This window comes from Ruminococcus sp. (genome assembly GCF_019423705.1).
In the GTDB taxonomy this organism is placed as follows: domain Bacteria; phylum Bacillota; class Clostridia; order Oscillospirales; family Ruminococcaceae; genus Hominimerdicola.
The window spans coordinates 169,867-190,091 of sequence record NZ_JAHZAX010000004.1 but is presented as its reverse complement, the minus strand read 5'-3'; the positions used below and the strand labels follow the sequence as shown (position 1 = coordinate 190,091).

19 protein-coding genes are annotated in these 20,225 nt (G+C 46.5%); 7 read left to right on the top strand and 12 right to left on the bottom strand.

The window, feature by feature from the left end; genetic code table 11:
- Positions 1 to 76 precede the first annotated feature (76 nt).
- On the bottom strand, positions 77 to 853 hold the full coding sequence (locus QZ371_RS05020; protein WP_295210279.1) for an SDR family oxidoreductase: 777 nt from the start codon (positions 851 to 853) through the stop codon (positions 77 to 79).
- 433 nt (positions 854 to 1,286) lie between these two features.
- Between QZ371_RS05020 and QZ371_RS05015 the strand changes: the two genes are divergently transcribed.
- From QZ371_RS05015 to QZ371_RS04990, 6 genes are all read left to right on the top strand, one after another.
- Complete coding sequence (locus tag QZ371_RS05015) at positions 1,287 to 2,195, top strand: nucleotidyltransferase (RefSeq protein WP_295210277.1); 909 nt, start codon at positions 1,287 to 1,289, stop codon at positions 2,193 to 2,195.
- A gap of 225 nt (positions 2,196 to 2,420) precedes the next feature.
- On the top strand, positions 2,421 to 3,296 hold the full coding sequence (locus QZ371_RS05010; RefSeq protein ID WP_295210275.1) for a GDSL-type esterase/lipase family protein: 876 nt from the start codon (positions 2,421 to 2,423) through the stop codon (positions 3,294 to 3,296).
- Between the two features lie 38 nt (positions 3,297 to 3,334).
- A complete protein-coding gene (locus tag QZ371_RS05005; RefSeq protein ID WP_295210273.1) occupies positions 3,335 to 3,850 on the top strand; it encodes a DUF4358 domain-containing protein in 516 nt (171 codons plus the stop codon).
- 54 nt (positions 3,851 to 3,904) lie between these two features.
- Positions 3,905 to 5,320 carry an MBOAT family O-acyltransferase gene (locus QZ371_RS05000; RefSeq protein WP_295210271.1) on the top strand — a complete coding sequence of 472 codons (1,416 nt, stop codon included), beginning with the start codon at positions 3,905 to 3,907 and terminating at the stop codon, positions 5,318 to 5,320.
- Positions 5,321 to 5,341: 21 nt separating this feature from the next.
- The gene (locus QZ371_RS04995; protein WP_295210269.1) at positions 5,342 to 6,511 is read left to right on the top strand and encodes a DHHW family protein; all 1,170 of its coding nucleotides are present in this window, start codon (positions 5,342 to 5,344) and stop codon (positions 6,509 to 6,511) included.
- 74 nt (positions 6,512 to 6,585) lie between these two features.
- Positions 6,586 to 7,038, top strand: a complete 453-nt coding sequence (locus QZ371_RS04990) for a thioesterase family protein (RefSeq protein ID WP_295210267.1) — start codon at positions 6,586 to 6,588, stop codon at positions 7,036 to 7,038.
- A 105-nt stretch (positions 7,039 to 7,143) separates the two neighbouring features.
- On the opposite strand, the gene QZ371_RS04985 is transcribed toward QZ371_RS04990, so the two are convergent.
- Both QZ371_RS04985 and QZ371_RS04980 read right to left on the bottom strand, forming a co-directional pair.
- On the bottom strand, positions 7,144 to 7,593 hold the full coding sequence (locus tag QZ371_RS04985) for a DUF1284 domain-containing protein (RefSeq protein ID WP_295210265.1): 450 nt from the start codon (positions 7,591 to 7,593) through the stop codon (positions 7,144 to 7,146).
- Position 7,594: 1 nt separating this feature from the next.
- The gene (locus QZ371_RS04980; RefSeq protein ID WP_295210263.1) at positions 7,595 to 8,170 is read right to left on the bottom strand and encodes a biotin transporter BioY; all 576 of its coding nucleotides are present in this window, start codon (positions 8,168 to 8,170) and stop codon (positions 7,595 to 7,597) included.
- A gap of 620 nt (positions 8,171 to 8,790) precedes the next feature.
- Between QZ371_RS04980 and QZ371_RS04975 the strand changes: the two genes are divergently transcribed.
- Positions 8,791 to 10,089 carry an O-acetylhomoserine aminocarboxypropyltransferase/cysteine synthase family protein gene (locus QZ371_RS04975; protein ID WP_295210261.1) on the top strand — a complete coding sequence of 433 codons (1,299 nt, stop codon included), beginning with the start codon at positions 8,791 to 8,793 and terminating at the stop codon, positions 10,087 to 10,089.
- A 182-nt stretch (positions 10,090 to 10,271) separates the two neighbouring features.
- Here QZ371_RS04975 and rpiB read toward each other — a convergent pair whose 3' ends face one another.
- From rpiB to QZ371_RS04930, 9 genes are all read right to left on the bottom strand, one after another.
- The gene (gene rpiB, locus QZ371_RS04970) at positions 10,272 to 10,709 is read right to left on the bottom strand and encodes a ribose 5-phosphate isomerase B (protein WP_295210259.1); all 438 of its coding nucleotides are present in this window, start codon (positions 10,707 to 10,709) and stop codon (positions 10,272 to 10,274) included.
- A gap of 172 nt (positions 10,710 to 10,881) precedes the next feature.
- Positions 10,882 to 11,571: a tRNA (adenosine(37)-N6)-threonylcarbamoyltransferase complex dimerization subunit type 1 TsaB gene (gene tsaB, locus QZ371_RS04965; RefSeq protein WP_295210257.1), complete on the bottom strand. Its 690-nt coding sequence runs from the start codon at positions 11,569 to 11,571 to the stop codon at positions 10,882 to 10,884.
- Positions 11,552 to 12,016 (bottom strand): tRNA (adenosine(37)-N6)-threonylcarbamoyltransferase complex ATPase subunit type 1 TsaE, encoded by a 465-nt coding sequence (gene tsaE, locus QZ371_RS04960; RefSeq protein ID WP_295210255.1) that lies wholly within the window; start codon positions 12,014 to 12,016, stop codon positions 11,552 to 11,554. The genes tsaB and tsaE overlap by 20 nt, the downstream gene beginning before the upstream one ends.
- Positions 12,017 to 12,039: 23 nt before the next feature.
- Complete coding sequence (locus tag QZ371_RS04955) at positions 12,040 to 12,870, bottom strand: hypothetical protein (RefSeq protein WP_295210253.1); 831 nt, start codon at positions 12,868 to 12,870, stop codon at positions 12,040 to 12,042.
- On the bottom strand, positions 12,870 to 14,051 hold the full coding sequence (locus QZ371_RS04950; RefSeq protein WP_295210251.1) for a DUF3810 domain-containing protein: 1,182 nt from the start codon (positions 14,049 to 14,051) through the stop codon (positions 12,870 to 12,872). Before QZ371_RS04950 ends, QZ371_RS04955 begins: the two co-directional genes overlap by 1 nt.
- Before the next feature lie 40 nt (positions 14,052 to 14,091).
- Entirely contained in the window at positions 14,092 to 15,762 is a 1,671-nt protein-coding gene (locus tag QZ371_RS04945; RefSeq protein ID WP_295210336.1) for a formate--tetrahydrofolate ligase, read from the bottom strand.
- A 226-nt stretch (positions 15,763 to 15,988) separates the two neighbouring features.
- Positions 15,989 to 17,548, bottom strand: coding sequence for a sodium/proline symporter PutP (gene putP / locus QZ371_RS04940; protein WP_295210249.1), 1,560 nt, complete (start codon positions 17,546 to 17,548; stop codon positions 15,989 to 15,991).
- Between the two features lie 224 nt (positions 17,549 to 17,772).
- A complete protein-coding gene (gene thrS / locus QZ371_RS04935) occupies positions 17,773 to 19,719 on the bottom strand; it encodes a threonine--tRNA ligase (protein WP_295210247.1) in 1,947 nt (648 codons plus the stop codon).
- Between the two features lie 120 nt (positions 19,720 to 19,839).
- On the bottom strand, positions 19,840 to 20,196 hold the full coding sequence (locus QZ371_RS04930; RefSeq protein ID WP_295210245.1) for a hypothetical protein: 357 nt from the start codon (positions 20,194 to 20,196) through the stop codon (positions 19,840 to 19,842).
- Positions 20,197 to 20,225: the final 29 nt, after the last annotated feature.

The window sequence follows — 20,225 nt, the reverse complement described above, 5'->3', positions numbered from 1 at the left end:
GCTGAATTTGCAACGATTATATGACGATTTTGCTATATATAAAAATAATAAACCGTGTCAGATCCGTGCACAACGCCTAAAGCCCCGTGCGGTCGGCGATCTTTTTGGTCTGCACCTTGCCCGTGACTTTGAGCACAAGCTGCCTTGGTGCGAGCCTTGCGCCCACCGAAAGCACCTTTATGGAAGCTTCTGGGATAATGATGAGTTTGCCTGCGAACATTCCGTTTACCGCCTTGTCTGCGCAGTATTTCGGAGTTATGGACTTCACACCGAACTTGCAGTTCGCAACGTCATTGAATTCCGTGTCAACAGGTCCGGGGCAAATGGCGCAAATATGCACATTGCTGCCCTTGACTTTCAGTTCCTCGTAAATTGCGCTGGTCAGGCTGACAACATAAGCCTTTGTGGCATAATAAGCCGCCATCATAGGGCCGCCGTCCATAAGCCCCGCCGAGGACGCTGTGTTCAAAATATACCCACGATCAGCCTTGATGAAATCCTGCAAAAACAGCTTTGTCAGAATGTGCACCGCCGTAACATTGGTGTCGATCATTTTAAGCTCCGTGTCAAGCTCCACCTCGTCAAAGCTGCCAACATATCCAAAGCCAGCATTGTTCACAAGCACGGAAACTTTCTCGTCCTTGACCTCATCGTACAGCCTTATGCACTCTTCTCTTTTTGAAACATCGCAAACGATAATGCGAGTGTTTTCGCCCAGTTCCTCCGCAAGCCCTCTGAGCCTGTCCTCACGCCTAGCGCAAAGGATAACACGGAAGCCCCTTTTATAAAGGTTGCGAGCGATCTCTCTGCCGATACCCGAACTTGCGCCCGTTATCAAAGCTGTTTTTGCCATAATAATATCCCCATTTCAGTCATTTGACTTTTATCATAGGTTTAATATATCATAATATCCACCACTTTGTCAAGCACTTTTTAATTCGGGAATAACTGTACTTCGGGCGACTTTACTTTGCAGCCCGAGGACGGGACAGGCGTTAAACCGCACACAGCATTAAACCGTACAAAGTGCGACAAACTGTCGAAAAACAGCAAACCAACGGGCGACCACAGGTCGCCCCTACAAAAAAAATCATCGCCGCTAGGCGATACCTTAATTCCTCACTCCTCATTCCTCACTAAAGCGTCAAGCCGTCTGTCTTGTAAAGATAATGCAAATTTATAAATATCTATTGACATTTTATTAAAAATATGTCATAATGTAAATATGTGATAAGGGCAAATTAAGAAATATGAGAAAATTAATATGAAACGGAGATATTTTAACTATGAGTGCAACCCTTTGTATCCTCGCCGCAGGACTTGGCAGCCGCTTTAAGGGCGGTATCAAACAGCTTGAACCATTCGGCCCAAACGGCGAAATTATTATGGACTATTCCATTTTCGACGCTATCGAGGCAGGCTTCGATAAAGTCGTGTTTATAATAAGGAAAGATATCCGTGACGCTTTCGATCAGATGATCGGCAACAGGATATCAAAGTATGTGAAAGTCGATTACGTCTATCAGGAGCTTGACTGCCTACCGGAGGGTTACAGCGTTCCCGACGGCCGTGTAAAACCTTGGGGTCACGGACACGCCGTTTGCTGCTGCAAGGGCGTTATCAACGAGCCTTTCGCCGTTATCAATGCAGACGATTTTTACGGCAAAGAAGCTTTCGTAAAGCTCCACGATTTCCTCAATGGCGACCACGCTGACGACGGCAAGCTCCACCTTGGAATGGCAGGCTTTATCCTCAAAAATACCCTCAGCGATTTCGGCTCTGTAAACAGAGGCGTTTGCGAAGCTTCAAACGGTATGATGACCGACGTTGTTGAGACTTACAATATCCGCCGTGAAGCCGACGGCAAGGTCTATGCAGGCAAGGAAGAGACTATCCAGCTTGACGAAAATTGCTATGTTTCAATGAATATGTGGGGCTGCCCTGCAAAATTCATCGACAGACTGAACGAAATGTTCGCAGATTTCCTCGCAGAGAATAAGAACAGCCTTACAGCTGAGTTTTTGCTCCCTGCCGGTATAGATAATATGATAAAGTCAGGCGAGGCTGATTGCCGCCTGCTGGAAAGCCGTGACAAGTGGTTCGGCGTTACTTATATCGAGGACAAGCCAAGCGTAAAGGCTGAGATCGCAAAGCTTATCGAAGCTGGCGTCTATCCAGAAAAGCTTTGGAAATAAGAAGAAATAACAAGGTTTAAAATCAAATAAAATGCCAACAATAAGTCGGGCGGGAAATTTTAATATTTCTCCTCCCGACTCTTTTTTTGTGCCTTGCCGCCACGAATTTGTAAAAAGTATAGAAAATCCTTAATTCGACAAAAAAGCACTTGAAAAAGAGTACAAAATATGTTATGATAGTCTTTGAAACGGATCGTATCAGATACGTTTGGGAAAGGGATCGAAATGGATACTCGAAACATTCAAAACGAAAGAAATATACGAAATTTAAGAAATAAACGTGCAGGTCAGCAGCAGGGCATCGTGTCTTTGAGCTGTATAGCCTGCCTTGCATTTGCCGTTATATGGGGCTTTCACGGCACAAGCAGCGCAAATAAAGCAGTGAAAGTGCATAAAACTACTAATAATTCAAGCTCTGTCGTGGCGATAGATACAGATACAAGCTCAAACAGTTCTGAGGCTGATTCACAAGCCGACAGCTCTTCCATTGACGAAAGCAATGTTGACGACAGTTCAGAAGTTGTCCACGATGACGCCGACGACCTTGCGGACGCTGTTTTCATCGGCGACTCACGAACAGTCGGTCTGCAAAATAACTGCGACAGACCAAAGGCGACCTTCCTCTGCTCTGTCGGTATGCACATCGACACCGTTATGACCGATCAGAACATCACCCTTTCAAACGGCAATGCCGGTACTGTTATCGACGCTCTTGGCGAAAGACAGTACGGACGAATTTATATAAATCTCGGCACCAACGAGCTTGGCTGGCCTTATATCGACACATTCAAGGACTATTACACCCAGCTCATCACAAAGATACAGGAAATTCAGCCAAACGCTGCTATCTATGCCGAGTCCATACTTCCTGTAACGGCTGAAAGAAGCTTGCAGGGCGACTCCATAAACAACACCAACGTTGCAACTTTCAATCAGGCTATCTCGGAGGTTGCCGCTCAGATGGGAATAAATTATCTCGACTGCACAGGCGCAGTTTCAGACGCCAGCGGAAACCTTCCTGCGGAAGCTTCCACCGACGGAATCCACCTTATCGGCGAATACTGCGATAAATGGCTTGGTTATATCATCGACAACACTTAATAGACTATATTTACTATAAAGAAAGGAAAGAAAAGATTATGAAAACAAAGAAATTTCTCTGCACACTTATGGCAGTTATGTGCTTATCAGCAGCAGCTCTCGCAGGTTGCGGCTCAAGCTCTGACAGCAGTTCGACAGGCTCGACAAATTCCGCTGCACAAGCTCAGACAGACGAGAATATCGACGTTGCAGCCGTTGCGGACAAGCTTAAGGACGGCGTTGAGTTCAAGGACGAAATGGCAGAACTTGACGAAGCAAAGATCGAAAAGATCATCGGTATTTCCGCCGACAGCTATGTAAAGGGCAAAGTATATGTAAGCTCCTCAGGCGGAACAGCAGAAGAGATCGACTGTTTTGAAGCCAAGGACGCCGACACCGCAAAAACTATCGCCGACACCCTCACCGCAAGAGTTGAGAGCCAGAAGAAAGTTTTTGAGAACTACGTTCCCGAAGAGATGACAAAGCTTAACGACCCTGTTCTTGTAACAAAGGGCAATTACGTTTTCCTCTGCCTTTCAAACGATAACGACAAGGCAAAAGAGATAATAGGCTAAACCAAGGCGACTAAGCGACTAACATTTCGTAAATTTTACAGGAGTAACTGATTTATGCTTTTTTCTAGTACAACATTTTTGTTCGCCTTTCTGCCTATTGTACTGATAACATATTACATCGTCCCACGCATAATGCGCAACTTGGTGCTGTTTGTTTTCAGCCTTGTGTTTTACGCTTGGGGCGAACCTGTTTATATAGTGCTTATGCTGGCTTCCACCATTGTGGCGTATATAACGGGCATTCTTGCGGATAAAAAGCGAAAAGGCGCAGGCAAGCACATTCCTCTCATATCGATGCTCTTCGCTGTCGTGTGGAACCTCGGCCTGCTGCTGTTTTTCAAGTATACAGACTTTTTCATCGGTGCGGCAAACGGCATTTTCGGCACGCAGATAAAAACTCTCGGCCTTGCCCTGCCTATCGGAATATCATTTTACAGCTTCCAGACCCTTTCATACGTTATCGACGTTTACAGGGGCGATGTTAGAAGTCAGAAAAACTTCCTCACCCTTGCCACCTATGTTGCACTTTTCCCGCAGCTCATCGCAGGCCCTATCGTAAGATACATCGACGTTGCAGAGCAGCTTGAAAAGCGCCGTGAAACTATCGACAACTTTGCACAGGGCGTGTGGCGCTTTGCTATCGGTATCGGCAAGAAAGTTATCCTCGCAAACAATATCGGTGCACTTTTTGATACCATATCAAATTCATCGCAGTCAGAGCTCAGCGTTGCCGCAAGCTGGCTGGGCGTGATAGCATACACCTTCCAAATATACTTTGACTTCTCGGGCTATTCTGATATGGCAATAGGTCTTGGAAAAATGTTCGGATTTGACTTTCTCGAGAACTTCAATTATCCTTATATCTCCCAGTCTATCACAGACTTTTGGAGACGCTGGCATATGTCCCTTTCAAGCTGGTTCAGAGATTATGTCTATATCCCTCTCGGCGGCAACCGTAAGGGCAAGGCAAGACAATGCCTTAACATTATGATCGTGTGGTTTTTAACAGGCTTTTGGCACGGCGCAAACTGGAACTTTATGCTTTGGGGCGTTTATTTCGGCATCATACTCCTCTGCGAAAAGCTTTTCCTCGGCAAAGCTATCGCAAAGCTGCCTGCATTTTTCAGACACCTTTACGCCCTTATCCTTATCGTTATCGGCTGGGGAATATTCTCCTATGAAGATTTCGGCAAGCTCACGCAGAATTTCAAAAATATGTTCGGCGCAGGCGGCCTGCCGATGATAAATCATCAAACGGTATTTTGGCTTTCGCAATACGCCGTTACTATCATTATCCTTATCATCGCTTCAACTCCCCTGCCAAAGAAGCTTTGCACAGTCCTTGAAAACAAGCTTCCGCAAGCTTGCGGCTTTGTAATAAAGCCATTGACAGCCCTTGTCCTGCTTGCAGTTTCAACTGCATATCTTGCAGGCATTTCGTTCAATCCGTTTCTGTATTTCAGATTTTAAAGGAGGGAGGGCTAAGCTATTATGGAAAATAACAACAATAACAATAACAAGAACAGCAAAAACAGCAATTTAAAGAATTATATAATGGCAGTCTGCTTCCTGCTTTTCATTTTCGGCTTTGCGGTGGCAAGCTTTATCTCTGAGGACAGAGAATTTTCAGAAAACGAGAACAGATATCTCCAGCAAGCCCCCGAATTCTCTTGGGAAAAGCTGAAAGACGGCGAGTTCACTACCGATATCGAGACCTATATGTCCGATCAGATATTCCTGAAAGACGAGCTCGTGAGCCTAAAGACCGCTACTGACAGAACGCTCCTCAAGAGCTATCAAAACGGCGTGTATTTCAGCTCCGACGGCTATTATTTGCAGGACTATCAGGAAAACAAAGCCCTTATCGAGAAAAATATCGGCTGTATAAACGACTTTGCGAACAGCCTTGACGCTGACGTTGACGTAAACTTTCTACTTGTGCCAAACGCAATTTCCGTGCTGAGCGACAAGCTCCCAGCCGTCACACAGACCGACGATCAGCTCCAGTCTGAGAAGTTCCTAAGCTCTATCCTCAGCGACAAAGTAAAGCTTTGCTTCCCATATGACCAGCTTAAAGAAGCTTCAAAGAGCACGCAAGTTTTCTATAAGACCGACCACCATTGGACGGCAGAGGGCGCAAAAATAGGCTTTGACGCACTTATGAACACAATGGACGAGGATATCCCACAGGTGGATTATTCTATCGAGAACATCGAGAATTTCCGTGGCACCCTTTATTCCAAAGCGCCGATATATTCCGCCGCATACGACACTATGCACCTTTATACCGACCCCGACAACAAGCTTTCCGTGGAATACGTTCAGGAAAACAAGACGTCCGACAGCCTTTTCGACGAAAGCTTCAAGGATAAAAAGGACAAGTATTCAACATTCCTCGGCGGCAATTTCGCCCTCACAAAGATCGAGACACAGGGCGAAAGCGACGAGAACGTCCTTATTATAAAGGACAGCTACGCAAACACAGTTATGCCATATTTCGCCAGCAAATATCAGCACATCACAATGATAGATATGCGCTATTATCATATGATGGACAAGACCGTCAGCGAATATGTGAAGGACAACGGCATCAAAAAGGTCATATTCCTTTACAATATGGACTTTTTGAACACAGATAATAACTTTATTTGGCTGGAATAATTTACAGGGGCGACCTTTGGTCGCCCGTTATTTTTGCGACAATATAAATATATCACCCGAAAGAAGGACACATTATGACATTCACACCATACAAGCGCAAAGCTTATTATTACGAGACCGACAGAATGGATATCGTTCACCATTCAAATTACGTCCGCTGGCTTGAGGAAGCAAGGGTCGATCTTATGGATCAGCTCGGCTGCCCCTTTCACGAGATCGAAAACCGTGGGATAGTCTCCCCAGTCCTGTCGGTGGAGACACATTATAAATACCCAGTCCGTTTCGGCGACGAATTTGAGATTCGCTGCAAACTTGTGAAATTCAACGGCTGCGCATATGAGCTGGGCTACGAAGTTTTCAACCTCACCACGAAAAAAATATCCTGCACAGCCCACACCTCCCATTGCTTCACCACCGCCGACCTAAAGCCCATTCGCCTAAAAAAGAATTTCCCCGATATCTATGAGAAATTCCAATCCGCATATAAAGCCTATCTTGAAAAGGCGCAGGATAACGAACGCACATAACATAAAGTGTAGGGGCAGCCCAATAGCCCACGCCTATGTATAATTGTGTACCAAAAAACAGCGCTCCGTGATAATCGGAACGCTGTTTTAATATCATTATCCGTTTTAATTAGTCTCCGCCGCACCAAGCACAGTCTCAACGCTCGCAAGCCATTCGTCATAGCCGCAAAGCCCCTGCTTGTTCCAGCGACATTCACCGCATAGCCGCTCAAAATCGCACTTTTTCATATTGCTTTTAAGCCTCTCGAGCGCCTCAAAATATGATAGACCGCACTTTTCTTCAATGCCCGAAAGCTCGCACACAAGCCTGTCTTTGTCGGAAACGGTCTTGTCCTGCCCGTCAAGCTTGCAGCCCTTAGGCAGCCTGTTGGGACAATTTGCGCATATCATATCGCTTTCGCAAACAAGCTTCACAGCCTCACCGCTGCCCTCAAGCCTGTCCTTGACAGCCTGCATATTCACCGAAAATCCGTCGCTGTAACCCTTGCCCTTAAAAAGCGGCAAACACAGCAGATGATGAAATCTCAGCGTCGAAATGTTCTCAACGCTCTGCAAATTATGCCCTCTTGTAAGCATAGCAGCCTGTTTTTGCAAGACGGCTGACGATCTCAATGCTGATAAGATAAGCCGCAACTACTGAGATAATGTCCTTTACAAGATAAGGAACAGATACGAGAAGAATTGACTTGCCAAGGGAAATGTCAGCGATAGCAGCATACTGGATAGCACCAAGGAGATGATCGCAAGCAAGACCTGCAATGCCAAGAGCGATAGCGATGACCTTGCCGCTGATCTTGTTTGAGCAGAACTTTGCGCCAAGTCCGCAGAGGAAAGCCATTACGATAAAGCCGTAAATAAATCCGCCTGTGTAGCCCGTGATCACACCAAATCCGCCTGACCAGCCGGCGAATACTGGCACGCCTACCGCACCAAGAAGCGCATAGACTAAAGCCGCAGCAGCACCGCCCTGCCAGCCGAGGAAATAACCTGCAAGAGCAACAGCAAATGTCTGAAGCGTTACAGGAACGTGGGTCGGCAGAGGAATGGTTATCTGCGAAAGCACAGCGATTATCGCCGCCATAACGCCCACGCCTACTATCATTTTTGTCTTGTTTTTAGCATTATTATTCATTTTCTATCCTGTCCTTTACGATTTATTTGACATTTAATATTGTATCATATAAAAAACGAATTGTCAACCAAAATAAAATCAATTGGTATACAATTATAAAAACAAGCATACCCGAACTTTTATGTAATTTCAATAAAAACAGCGTAAATACGCAGAAAAATCATCTCCACAGGCGATACATTCATTCCTCATTCCCCATTTATTCTCCCTCACGCAAGCGCTCTTTGTGCAAAATCACGTCAAAAGATGTTAAAAAAGGCAACAAAATATCAAATATCACAAAAATCTTAAAAATCGCATAAAACCTATTGACATATGCCCTCGGGTGTGGTATAGTATAGATACGCTAAAACATACTAAACGACTAGGAATAATATGAATTGAAATGAGGGACGTTGAAATGAAAATCGAATACCTGAAACTGAAAACAACGTATGATTCACGAATGTGTCCTGCAATGTGTTGCTGTTAAAAGTTAGGGCAACGGGTATCATAGTTTTTAGTTATACGATGTTTAATTTTTAAATTGACTGAATAAATCGGATTTGGTCACAATTGGTCACAAGGATTTGATCTTAACAAAATTAATGAAAATGAAAAAGTGAAAGAGGTAATTTAAAATGAGCGCAATAAACGAAAGAAAACTTAAATTTGAAACACTTCAGCTTCACGTTGGTCAGGAAACAGCAGACGCAGTTACAGACGCAAGAGCTGTTCCGATCTATCAGACATCATCATACGTTTTCCACAACTCTCAGCACGCTGCCGACAGATTTGCTCTTAAGGACGCTGGTAACATCTATGGCAGACTTACAAACCCAACTGAGGACGTTTTTGAAAGACGTATTGCAGCTCTTGAGGGCGGTACAGCAGCTCTGGCAGTCGCTTCCGGCGCAGCAGCAGTAACATACGCTATCGAGAACGTTGCACTTGCAGGCGATCATATTGTTGCAGCAAAGAACATCTACGGCGGCACATATAACCTGCTTGCACACACACTTGTTGATTACGGCATTACAACAACATTCGTTGATCCTCTCGATCCTTCAAACTTTGAAAAGGCTATTCAGGACAACACAAAGGCTCTTTATATCGAAACTTTGGGCAATCCAAACTCTGACGTTGTTGATATCGAAGCTATCGCAAATATCGCACACGCACACAATATTCCACTTCTCGTTGACAGCACATTCGCTACTCCATACCTCGTAAGGCCTATCGAGTACGGCGCTGACATCGTTATCCACTCTGCAACAAAGTTCATCGGCGGCCACGGCACAACTATCGGCGGCGTTATCGTTGAGAGCGGCAAGTTCGATTGGAAGAAGTCGGGCAAGTTCCCACAGCTCACAGAGCCAAACCCAAGCTACCACGGCGTAAGCTTTGCAGACGCAGCACCGAGCGCAGCATTCGTAACAAGAATCCGTGCTATCCTTCTCCGTGATACAGGTGCCACACTTTCACCTATCCACGCATTCATCTTCCTTCAGGGACTTGAAACACTTTCTCTGAGAGTTGAGCGTCACGTTGAGAACGCACTCAAGGTAGTTGACTTCCTTAACAAGCACCCAAAGGTAGAAAAGGTTCATCATCCATCAGTATCCGACGATCCAAGCCAGCAGGCACTTTACAAGAAGTATTTCCCTAACGGCGGCGGTTCTATCTTCACATTCGAGATCAAGGGCGACGCAAAGACAGCACAAGACTTCATCGATCATCTGAAGCTCTTCTCACTCCTTGCAAACGTAGCAGACGTTAAGTCTCTCGTTATCCACCCGGCTTCCACAACTCACGCAGAGCTCAACGAAGCAGAGCTTGCAGATCAGGGCATCAAGCCAAACACTATCAGACTTTCTATCGGTACTGAGCATATCGACGATATCATCTACGATCTGAGCGAAGCATTTGACGCTATCTAAAAAAACTTGCCATTACGGTTTTTACCTTAAATACAAACCTCTAATATCAACAGCTGACAGACAAATAGCTTGTCAGCTGTTTTTTTGTGCCCATAAAAAAGCAGAGCGCCCCAGTCGCCCTGCCCTTCTAACGTAAAGAAAAGAGAAAAGTCAATCGCCGCAGGCGATACCATAATTCCTCACTACTTTTCCAGCTCAGATATCTTATCAATACGTCTCTGATGCCTTCCGCCCTCGAACTCAGTCTCAAGGAAAACATCGACCAGCTCGATAGCCAATCCGGCGCCAAGCACCCTCGCACCGATGCAAAGCACGTTTGCGTCATTGTGCGCCCTTGTGTACTTCGCAGAGAAATAATCCGAGCAGCAAGCCGCCCTTATGCCCTTGATCTTGTTTGCGCTCATCGACATTCCAATGCCCGTGCCGCAAATGAGTATTCCTCTGTCATATTCGCCCGAAGCCACCTTCTCGCAAACTTCCTTCGCCTTGTCAGGGTAATCGACCTTTTCCCCTGCCTGTATGCCGAAATCCGTGTATTCAACGCCCTTCTCGTCAAGATGTGCAAGTATCTCCGCCTTGAGTTCCGGACCTGCGTGATCGCAGCCAATAGCAATCTTCATTTTCTTTTCCTCCTGCAAAATTATTGATCTTATAAAAAATCGGTAACCAACGGGCGAACAATGTTCGCCCCTACTATTTTTTGTAGGGGAGCGGCGAAATTTCTGCTTTGCAGAAATACGACGTCCCACTTTCTCTTTGTTTTTTTGATAGACTTATTCTTCTCTACGTCCGTCATTTATCCCTATGAGCCTTGTCTTTTTCAGCCTTTGTGGCCTGCAAGTAGGAAACCTCCAGCCTGTCCGCCGATATCATAAGCTCTGGCTCAGCCTCCACCGCAAGACATATTGACGAAGCCCTTTGCAGCCTGTTAGGATAAGCCGCAACCACAACGCCGTCGTTCTCCGCAAAATATCTGTCCTTGATATCCTGCGCATAATCGCCCACAAGCATTGCTTTCTCCGTTATCTCTGCGGCAAAAATATCCTCCTCAGAGCATACCCTGTCCGCAGAAATGCGCCCGATCTTTCCGCCTTTGCATTCAAATTCCGCCGCATAAACGATCTTCGGACGTGCTCTCATAACCGAAATTATCCTGCCCTCAAATGCAATGCAGTTGTAAGCAAGGGCAAGCAGAGTGGATACCCCGGCGCTTTTAAGGCTCTCACAGCCGAAGCACATTCCCTTCACCGCCGCAACGCCTATCCTAAGCCCCGTGTAAGACCCAGGGCCGTTCGCCACCGCCGCACAATCAAGATCACCGTAGCAAAGCCCCGTCTCTTCAAGCGCCTTGCTCACCATCGGAAGTATCACCTGCGAATGGGTCAGCTTCGTGTATACCGACTTTTCCCACAAAAGCTTCTCTCCGTCCGTCAGCGCAACGGAAGCCACCTTTCCGCTGGTATCAATAGCTAATATTTTCAAATCTGTCATCTCCCTCAGCGGCTGTAATTGCGATCTCACGCCTGTCCTCGTCTATCCGCTGAATATCTATCCTAATGGCGTCCCCGGGAAGCTCCTCCTCGATATTTTCCGACCATTCCACCGCAAGCACCGTGTCATCGTCCATATAATCGAAAAAGCCCGTTGTCTCAAGATCGTCCGCCGAATTTATCCTGTACATATCAAAGTGGATAAGGCTCAGCTTATCCCCCCTGTACTCGTTCACAAGGGCAAATGTGGGCGAAGTCACCTCGTCGCCAAGACCCATTCCAACGGAGATACCCCTTGTGATAGTGGTCTTTCCTGCACCAAGACCGCCGCTGTATGCGATAAGATCGCCGCCTTTCAGCCGCTTGCCTATCTCCTCGCCAAGAGCGATGGTCTCCGCCGCCGAATCGGTCTTATATCTGAAAGTTTTTCCGATCAAATCATCACCTCATTACCCTATATTTATAAACTTGTGTAGCCCACGATAAAAAGGCTGTTTTTCTTCATAAGCTCGTCAATTGCGCCTATCTCAGTCTGATCTTTCACGGTGTTGTAAAGATTGTAAACGTATATTTTCCCGTCCTCTTTCACCGCAAAGACCGTGTGTATGCCGCTGAAAACATTGTCCCCAATATGGAACGCTATTATCACAGGCCTCCCCTCGTCAAGCGCCGCCTGCGCCTCTTCCGCCTTGCAAAGCTTTTGATACGGGATATCCAGCGCCTTGAAAAGACCGCTTATCCGCCGTGGGTTTGAACCCAGCGAACCGTCTGCGGCAATAAGCGCATTTTTCTCAAAATCCGCCGCAAGCTGCGCAATATCGGGCTTTTCGCCGATGTAAAGCAGATAATTATAAGCCGCAATGACCTCGCAGCCAACACTGGCAAACCTCGTCTTGCCAAGCACCATATCGCACACAGGAGAATTTTCCTGCCCGTATTTTACAAAGCCGTCTATTTTTATCTCGCTGTTGTGCCGATAATTGGCACTTTCAGCGTCTTTCTCATCAAAAAGCTTCCAGCGCATATCGTCCTCCGCCGAGCTGTCTGTATCATCGCCCGAACTTTCCGTATCGTCCAAGCTGTCCAAACTGTCCGCCCCACTTGAAAATGTGAAATCAGTTTCACATTCCGAGCTGGTTTCACACTCAGTTTCATATGAAACCGCACTATCAGTTTCAGTATAAGCCACCGTATTTTGCATATCAGCGTCATTTTTATGACCGCAGCCCACCAATAAAGCCGCCGTCATTATTGCAAATGTCGCCAACAGCAGAAGTCCCGAGCCTTTCATCAAAGCTCACCCTTGTCCTTGAAGTAGTTGAGCATAAGATCGACCATTCTGCCGTAAGACTTTTTGCCGTCCTCAACGCCGTTGAGCTTCAGCGAACTCTCCATTGCCTTGTCGGAAATTTCGCCAACAGCCTCGCTGTCAAAAACCGTGTCCTGCGCCTCGTCAACGCTGCGCCAGTAATCCCAGTTGGCCTCGATATCAGCCCACACCTCGTCGCAGATAGAATTATCAAAATCCACCTTTTTGTTATCTGAAGCGTAATCAAATATCTTGCCTCTTACCTCCGTCAGCGCCGCAAGATAGCCCGAATAGCGATACTCAACATTGTCGCTCCTGTCGCAAGCCATAAAGGCGATAAAATTCGCCTCGTCCTCTTGAATGTAGCCCTTTGTGTGGGCAAGCTCGTGACAAACCGTATCGGGCAGCTTTGCCTTGTACATATCTCGATTGTAATTTGCTTCCACAGAAAACGGGAAATAAATGCCCATAAGGTCAAGCTGGCTCATAAAAAACGAGCACATTATCCCCTTTGGCTTGACGTAATATCCGCCAAGATTTTCAAACTCGTCCCCTAAATTCCCCATTGCCACCTGCGCAGTCTTGTCAAGATCAGCGGTCAAAACGAATTTGCCCTCATCATCACGCTGAACTTCTTGGCTTAGCTGGTTTATCTCCGCCACAAGCTTGTCGCCAAGAGCTTCAAGCTCCGCCTTCGTGTGCTGTTCCGTGGGGATATCATTGAGCTGTGCAAAGCTTGAACAATGGTAAAGTATAAAGCAGTTGAAAGTCTGCACCGTCACCACAAAAGTGACTATCCAAAGATATACAAAACCGAATATTTTCGCCGTTTTGCGCCGCCTGCCCTTTCTCACAATAACAAGAACGATCATCGCCAAGAGCGAAAGCGGTATGCCGAAAACGGCTATCATAATAAGTATCTCGCCGAATGAAAATGGCAAAAGGGAGGTGAGCCTGCCGTATGTATTCTGCCATATGGGGAACACATTAGCGGTGTACCAATCGCAGAAAGCCGTGCTTTTCCAAGCGATAACGTTGAGCAAAACGCTGATAAGAATAAGTCCAAGACAAATAATTACCTGCCTCGAAAAGCGCTTTTTCGGCTTTGGCTCATCAGTCTTTTCAGCCTGTTCACTCTTCCCAACCTCAACAGCCGTCTGCATATAGTTCACCTCATTTGCCGTGACTTTTCTGATCTAAAGATCAGAAAAGTCCATATATATTGCCCTCATTATCACAATCTATGCCGTATGCCGCAGGCTTCTTTGGCAGACCTGGCATTGTCATAATGTCGCCTGTGTAAACTACCACAAATCCTGCACCGGCAGACAACCTCAGATCTCTTACTGTGATCTTGAAGTTCTCAGGCTTGCCAAGCTTTGTTGCGTCATCAGAAAGCGAATACTGCGTCTTTGCAACACAAACAGGAATGTCGCCGAAACCAAGATCGTTTATCTCCTTCAAAGCCTTTTCAGCCTGCTTTGTGTAAATTACGCCGTCGGCACGATAAATTTCCTTCGCAAGAATGTCAAGCTTTTCCTTGATAGACAGCTTTTCATCATAAAGCGGCTTGAAGTTGGAAGGCTTTGTCTCGATAGTCTTGCAAACCTTCTCTGCAAGGTCGATACCGCCCTCTGAACCCTTTGCGAATATCTCAGCAAGTGAGAACTCAACGCCAAGCTCGCCGCAAACTCTCTCGATAACTGCAAGTTCAGCTTCTGTATCTGTGTGGAACCTGTTGATAGCAACAACAACAGGCACGCCGAATTTGTGCATATTCTCAACGTGCGTCTTGAGGTTCACAATACCCTTTTCAACTGCCTCAACGTTCTCTGCCGTCAGTTCAGTCTTCGGCACGCCGCCATTATACTTGAGCGCCCTTACTGTGGCAACAAGAACAACGCAGTTTGGCTTAAGGCCTGCAAATCTGCACTTGATGTCAAAGAACTTCTCTGCGCCAAGATCAGAACCGAAGCCTGCCTCTGTGATAGTGTAATCAGCAAGCTTGAGTGAAAGCTTTGTTGCTCTTACAGAGTTGCAGCCGTGTGCGATGTTTGCGAATGGGCCGCCGTGGATAAGAGCAGGATTGTTTTCAAGGGTCTGCACAAGATTAGGCTTCAATGCGTCCTTGAGAAGCGCAGTCATTGCGCCGCAGCCGCCGATGTCCTTTGCATAAACAGGCTTGCCATCTGTGGTGTATGCAACAAGTATCCTCTCGATCCTTGCCTTGAGATCAGCAAGATCAGAAGCAAGACAAAGAATAGCCATAATCTCAGAAGCAACAGTTATCTGGAAAGAATCCTCTCTAGGGATACCGTTCACCTTTGAGCCAAGACCGATGATAATATCTCTCAGCGATCTGTCGTTCATATCCATACAACGCTTGAAAAGTATCCTCCTCTGATCTATGTGAAGATCATTTCCCTGCTGCATATGATTGTCGATAAGAGCGCAAAGAAGATTATTCGCCGCCGTGATAGCGTGCATATCCCCCGTGAAGTGAAGATTGATGTCCTCCATAGGCACTACCTGCGCATATCCGCCGCCTGCTGCACCGCCCTTGATTCCGAATACAGGGCCAAGTGAAGGTTCTCTCAGCGCAAGCATAGTTTTCTTGCCGATCTTGTTCATAGATTCAGCAAGGCCAACTGAAATAGTCGTCTTGCCCTCGCCTGCCGGTGTAGGGTTGATAGCGGTGACAAGAATAAGCTTTCCGTCCGGATAGTCCTTAGTCTTTGCGTAAAGCTCCTCCGAAAGCTTTGCCTTGTAATGGCCGTATGGCTCATATTCGTCCTCGGAGATACCAAGCTTTGCAGCCACCTCTCCTATTTTCAGCATTTTTGCCTGTTTTGCGATCTCGATATCTGACAGCATTAAGATCATTTCCTTTCAAATTTATTTTCGTTTTTGTTTTCCAACACAAAAATATCATACCAAGGCAATACCTGTATGGTCTTGCCCATATATTATAACACATATCCCTTTACATTTCAACATTTTAGTGTGAACAATTGCGGTAAAAAGGCATAAAATCCAAGCAAAAAAACGGGCGAACATCGTCCACCCGTTTTTATATCCGATCAAATCGTTTTTTCGTCTTTTACGCCTTTTCCGCCACATCATCGCAGCCGCAGTCAACGCCGTTCTTGACATCGTCAAATGCCTTGAGCATTGCCTCAGAAGGCGCCTTTGTGCAAAGGCTCACGATAACGATAAGCACAAGGCTCACCGCAAAGCCAACTACCAGCGAATAAAGTCCAGTCTTGTCCGCAAGGGTCTGTCCGCCGGCAAGTGGGATATAGTCCCATATGATAACGGAAAGCGCACCCGAAGCAACGCCTGCTGCCGCACCTGCAAGGTTCGTCCTTCTCCAGTAAAGGGACATAAGCACGATAGGGCCAAACGAAGCGCCAAGACCCGCCCAAGCGTTTGATACAAGACCCATTATGCTGCTCTTAGGGTCAAGAGCGATTATGTATGCGATAACAGCAACAACAAGTACTGTGATACGGCTGACAAGCAGAACTTTCTTGCTGTCTGCCTTTGGTGCGATGCAGGAATGGTAAATATCCTCAGATACCGATGAAGCCGTTACAAGAAGCTGAGAATCAGCCGTTGACATTATGGCAGCAAGTATTCCGCAAAGGAAAATTCCGCCGACGAATGGCAGACCGATATCAGAATTGAAAACTTTCTGTATCATCTCGATAAAAACGTTCTCCGACTTGCTGTTTTCAAGCACAGGTACAAGATAAGCCCTGCCCACGATAGCTATAAAGCAAGCGAAGCAAAGGGATATTGCACACCATACGCAGCCGATAACTCTTGACTTCTTTACTTCCTTTTCGGAGCTTATAGCCATAAATCTAACAAGGATATGAGGCATTCCGAAATAGCCCAGCGCCCAGCCAAGCCGAGAGATTATGTCGATTGCCGAAAGGGTCTGACCCTTTTCGTCATTGAAAATGTTGAGGTAATGATGCGCTTCAACGCCGCTTGCCGTGATGTTGTCCATAACGTTACCTGCGCCAACAAGGAAAAATGCGATGATAGGGATAGTCACAACGCCTGCCAGCATAAGAAGCCCCTGAACAAAGTCAGTCACGCAAACCGCCATAAATCCGCCCATAAATGTGTATCCGAGAATTACCACAGCGCCGATAGTAAGACATATCTTGTAGTCGATACCGAAAATGGAGTTGAAAAGCTTTCCGCCTGCTGAAAGCGCAGAAGCCGTGTAAACAAGGAAGAACACCACGATAGCGATAGACGATACCAGCAGCATGATCTTGTGCTTGTCCTCAAATCTGTTTTCAAGATATTTCGGCAGCGTAAGGGAATTGTTCGCCCTGATAGTGTATCTTCTGAGTCTTCCCGAAACTATCGCCCAGTTAAGGATAGTTCCGATAAGAAGTCCCACAGCTATCCATATCTGACCTGTGCCGTATGCGTAAACCGTGCCCGGCAGACCCATAAGCATCCAGCCCGACATATCCGAAGCCTGCGCAGAAAGCGCCGCCACCCAGCCGTTAAGACCTCTTCCGCCAAGGAAAAAGTCCTCCGAGCTTTTTGTCTTTTTCATATATGCAGCGCCTATAAGAAGCATTCCAGCAAGATAAAATGCGAATGCCACCAGCGTCCATATCATATCTGATCTCATCAATTACCTCTTTTCCGAAGCAAGACAACGCCCTGCCCCATATCATACTGTTTACTTTGTATTTTGTATATTATTGCATTTAACGGCAATGCCGCACAAGAGAATTTCCCCTGTGCGGTATTGTCTGAATATCTAGCCGACATCTGTCACACACGGGCGAAAGCAAATTGTTGTGAGCCTTGTCGAACAACAATTTTCGCCCCTACATTATTTGCAGCGTCCAATTACTTAGCCTTAGTCTTGATCTCCTCATCAAGCTTAGCGATAAGATCGTCAACAGGCATCGCAGGAAGCTCGCCTTCTTTTCTCGAACGAACTGTAACCGTGTTGCTATTCATCTCATTGTCGCCGATGATGAGCATATAAGGGATCTTTTCAAGTCTTGCAGCCTTGATCTTAGGACCGATGTTCTCGTCTCTGCTGTCAACTGTAACTCTCATACCCATTGCAGTCATTCTGTCTGCGATCTTCTGAGCGTACTCAACGTGATCGCCCTTGATAGGCAGAAGTCTAACCTGCTCAGGTGCAAGCCAGAGCGGCAGAACGCCTGCGAAATGCTCCAGCATATAAGCAAGTGTTCTCTCATAGCAGCCAAGTGAAGTTCTGTGAATGATATAAGGCAGCTTCTTCTGACCGTCCTTGTCGATATAATACATACCGAACTTTTCAGCCAGAAGCATATCGATCTGGATAGTTACAAGAGTATCTTCCTTGCCGTAAACGTTCTTGTACTGGATATCCAGCTTAGGGCCATAGAACGCAGCCTCGTCGATACCGATATCATAATCAACGCCAAGATCGTCAAGGATAGTTTTCATTGCCGCCTGAGCGTGCTCCCATTGCTCTGCCGTGCCCTCGTACTTGTTCTTAGGGTTAGCAGGGTCCCACTGTGAGAATCTGAATGTGCAGTCCTCGAGAAGTCCAACAGTCTCGAGCATATACTTTGCAAGCTCAAGACAGCCCTTGAACTCTTCCTCAAGCTGGTCAGGTCTGAGAATGTAATGACCCTCTGAGATAGTGAACTGTCTTACTCTGATAAGACCATGCATCTCACCGCTGTCCTCGTTTCTGAAAAGCGTCGAAGTCTCAGTCAGTCTCATAGGCAGATCTCTGTAAGAACGCTGCCTGTTAAGATATACCTGATACTGGAAAGGACAAGTCATTGGACGAAGAGCGAAGCACTCTTTTTCCTCATCATATGGATCGCCGAGAATGAACATTCCGTCAAGATAGTGATCCCAATGTCCCGAGATCTTGTAAAGGTCTCTCTTAGCGAAAAGCGGAGTCTTTGTGAGCAGACAGCCCTTTGACTGCTCAACGTCCTCAACCCAACGCTGGAGAAGCTGTATAACTCTTGCGCCCTTTGGCAGCATAATAGGCAGACCTTGCCCAACATAGTCAACAGTTGTGAAATACTCAAGATCTCTGCCGATCTTGTTGTGGTCACGAAGCTTAGCCTCTTCCTGCTGCTTGAGGAACTCTTCCAGCATTGAAGCCTTAGGGAAAGCTGTGCCATAGATTCTCGAAAGCTGCTTGCCGTCCTCAGCTTTGCCCCAGTATGCACCCGTGCAGGAAAGAAGCTTTACAGCCTTGATAGAAGCAACGCTCATAATGTGAGGGCCTGCGCAAAGATCAACGAAATCGCCCTGCTTGTAGAATGAAAGCTTTTCGCCCTTGTCATCGTGCTTGTGGATAAGCTCTACCTTGTAGTCCTCGTTTCTCTCTTCCATAAGCTTGATAGCCTCGTCAACAGGAAGCTCGAAACGCTCGAGAGCGTAACCTTCCTTTGCAAGCTTCTTCATCTCAGCCTGTATCTTTTCAAGATCAGCAGGAGTGAAAGGCTTTTCCACCTCGAAATCATAATAGAAACCAGTCTCAGTAGCAGGGCCTCTTGCAAGCTTTGCCGCAGGATAAAGGTTCTTTACAGCCTGCGCCATAAGGTGAGAAGCCGTGTGCCAGAAAGTCTCCTTGCCGGCCTTTGAATCGAATGTCATAACCTCGAACTCGCAGTCGTGATCTACAACAGTTCTGAGGTCAAAGACCTGTCCATCGAGCTTTACGCAGCAGGCAGCCTTGTAAAGACCCATTCCGATGTCCTTGATTATCTCGCTTGCAGCCATTGCCTGTTCGATCTCACGAACAGAGCCGTCTTTAAGTTTCAGCTTTATCATTTTTATTCCTCCAATTTATATAATGTTGTAATTTTTTATCAAAACGTGCAATGCACGCTGTTTTTCCGTTTGACCTACCACGGGCGATCGCAGGTCGCCCCTACTAGTGCATATACCCTATTATTTGAAATTCAGCAGTTCAGTATACTGCGTCAGATAAACATATATCCAAAAGCAAAGCAGCACAACGCTCAGCACCGTCGATATATCCCCCAGCACTTTTCTTGCGCCCTTGCCCACAGCCCATTGCTTTGTGCCGTCCTTTTTTCGCCTGCATATTAGCTGCGAAAAAAACGTGTTGAACCAGTAAGAAACTATCCATATGGGCAGGAACGTGAGAAATCCCTGCTTGTAGGATATTGTCCCCTCCCAGGATATCCAAGAAACATACCCTGCCGCCGCATATGCGCAAAAGCCGACTGTATAGCAAATGATTGCAAGGATACGCCTTGTTTTCATCGCATTTCCCTCTTTCATAGTACCAACACCCTCTTTCGCAAATAAGC

What these genes read in the sequence shown, in the direction of transcription:
- QZ371_RS05020 (WP_295210279.1), bottom strand. Translation starts at nt 853, where the DNA reads ATGGCAAAAACAGCTTTGATAACGGGCGCAAGTTCGGGTATCGGCAGA.
- QZ371_RS05015 (WP_295210277.1), top strand. Translation starts at nt 1,287, where the DNA reads ATGAGTGCAACCCTTTGTATCCTCGCCGCAGGACTTGGCAGCCGCTTT.
- QZ371_RS05010 (WP_295210275.1), top strand. Translation starts at nt 2,421, where the DNA reads ATGGATACTCGAAACATTCAAAACGAAAGAAATATACGAAATTTAAGA.
- QZ371_RS05005 (WP_295210273.1), top strand. Translation starts at nt 3,335, where the DNA reads ATGAAAACAAAGAAATTTCTCTGCACACTTATGGCAGTTATGTGCTTA.
- QZ371_RS05000 (WP_295210271.1), top strand. Translation starts at nt 3,905, where the DNA reads ATGCTTTTTTCTAGTACAACATTTTTGTTCGCCTTTCTGCCTATTGTA.
- QZ371_RS04995 (WP_295210269.1), top strand. Translation starts at nt 5,342, where the DNA reads ATGGAAAATAACAACAATAACAATAACAAGAACAGCAAAAACAGCAAT.
- QZ371_RS04990 (WP_295210267.1), top strand. Translation starts at nt 6,586, where the DNA reads ATGACATTCACACCATACAAGCGCAAAGCTTATTATTACGAGACCGAC.
- QZ371_RS04980 (WP_295210263.1), bottom strand. Translation starts at nt 8,170, where the DNA reads ATGAATAATAATGCTAAAAACAAGACAAAAATGATAGTAGGCGTGGGC.
- QZ371_RS04975 (WP_295210261.1), top strand. Translation starts at nt 8,791, where the DNA reads ATGAGCGCAATAAACGAAAGAAAACTTAAATTTGAAACACTTCAGCTT.
- rpiB (WP_295210259.1), bottom strand. Translation starts at nt 10,709, where the DNA reads ATGAAGATTGCTATTGGCTGCGATCACGCAGGTCCGGAACTCAAGGCG.
- QZ371_RS04955 (WP_295210253.1), bottom strand. Translation starts at nt 12,870, where the DNA reads ATGAAAGGCTCGGGACTTCTGCTGTTGGCGACATTTGCAATAATGACG.
- QZ371_RS04950 (WP_295210251.1), bottom strand. Translation starts at nt 14,051, where the DNA reads ATGCAGACGGCTGTTGAGGTTGGGAAGAGTGAACAGGCTGAAAAGACT.
- QZ371_RS04945 (WP_295210336.1), bottom strand. Translation starts at nt 15,762, where the DNA reads ATGCTGTCAGATATCGAGATCGCAAAACAGGCAAAAATGCTGAAAATA.
- putP (WP_295210249.1), bottom strand. Translation starts at nt 17,548, where the DNA reads ATGAGATCAGATATGATATGGACGCTGGTGGCATTCGCATTTTATCTT.
- thrS (WP_295210247.1), bottom strand. Translation starts at nt 19,719, where the DNA reads ATGATAAAGCTGAAACTTAAAGACGGCTCTGTTCGTGAGATCGAACAG.
- QZ371_RS04930 (WP_295210245.1), bottom strand. Translation starts at nt 20,196, where the DNA reads ATGAAAGAGGGAAATGCGATGAAAACAAGGCGTATCCTTGCAATCATT.